At 34.6% G+C, this 254-nt stretch carries 1 protein-coding gene; it reads left to right on the forward strand.

Annotated features, from left to right (window positions below; genetic code table 11):
• Positions 1–254, forward strand: a 254-nt coding sequence (locus AOA60_RS15355) for an AbrB family transcriptional regulator (RefSeq protein ID WP_143522447.1), incomplete at both ends; no start/stop codon positions are given.

Raw genomic sequence — 254 nt, forward strand, 5'->3', positions numbered from 1 at the left:
GGATTGGTAAAAACATCTCAATACGTGAATTGCAACAAGGAGGAAAATATTGCCTTATATATTTCTCTCTCGCTATTATATTGATTCTAATATCATTTATTTTGGGAGTTTTCTTATCATTATTTACAACTTTGGACTTACCTACAGCTATGCTAAGTGTTGCACCAGGTGGATTAATAGAGATGGTCTTAACTGCAACTGCAGTTGGAGCTGACCCAGGTATAGTAAGCTCACTCCAATTAATTAGAGTATTA

It is taken from the genome of Pseudomonas sp. 2822-17 (assembly GCF_002742485.1).
In the GTDB taxonomy this organism is placed as follows: domain Bacteria; phylum Pseudomonadota; class Gammaproteobacteria; order Pseudomonadales; family Pseudomonadaceae; genus Aquipseudomonas; species Aquipseudomonas cyclaminis.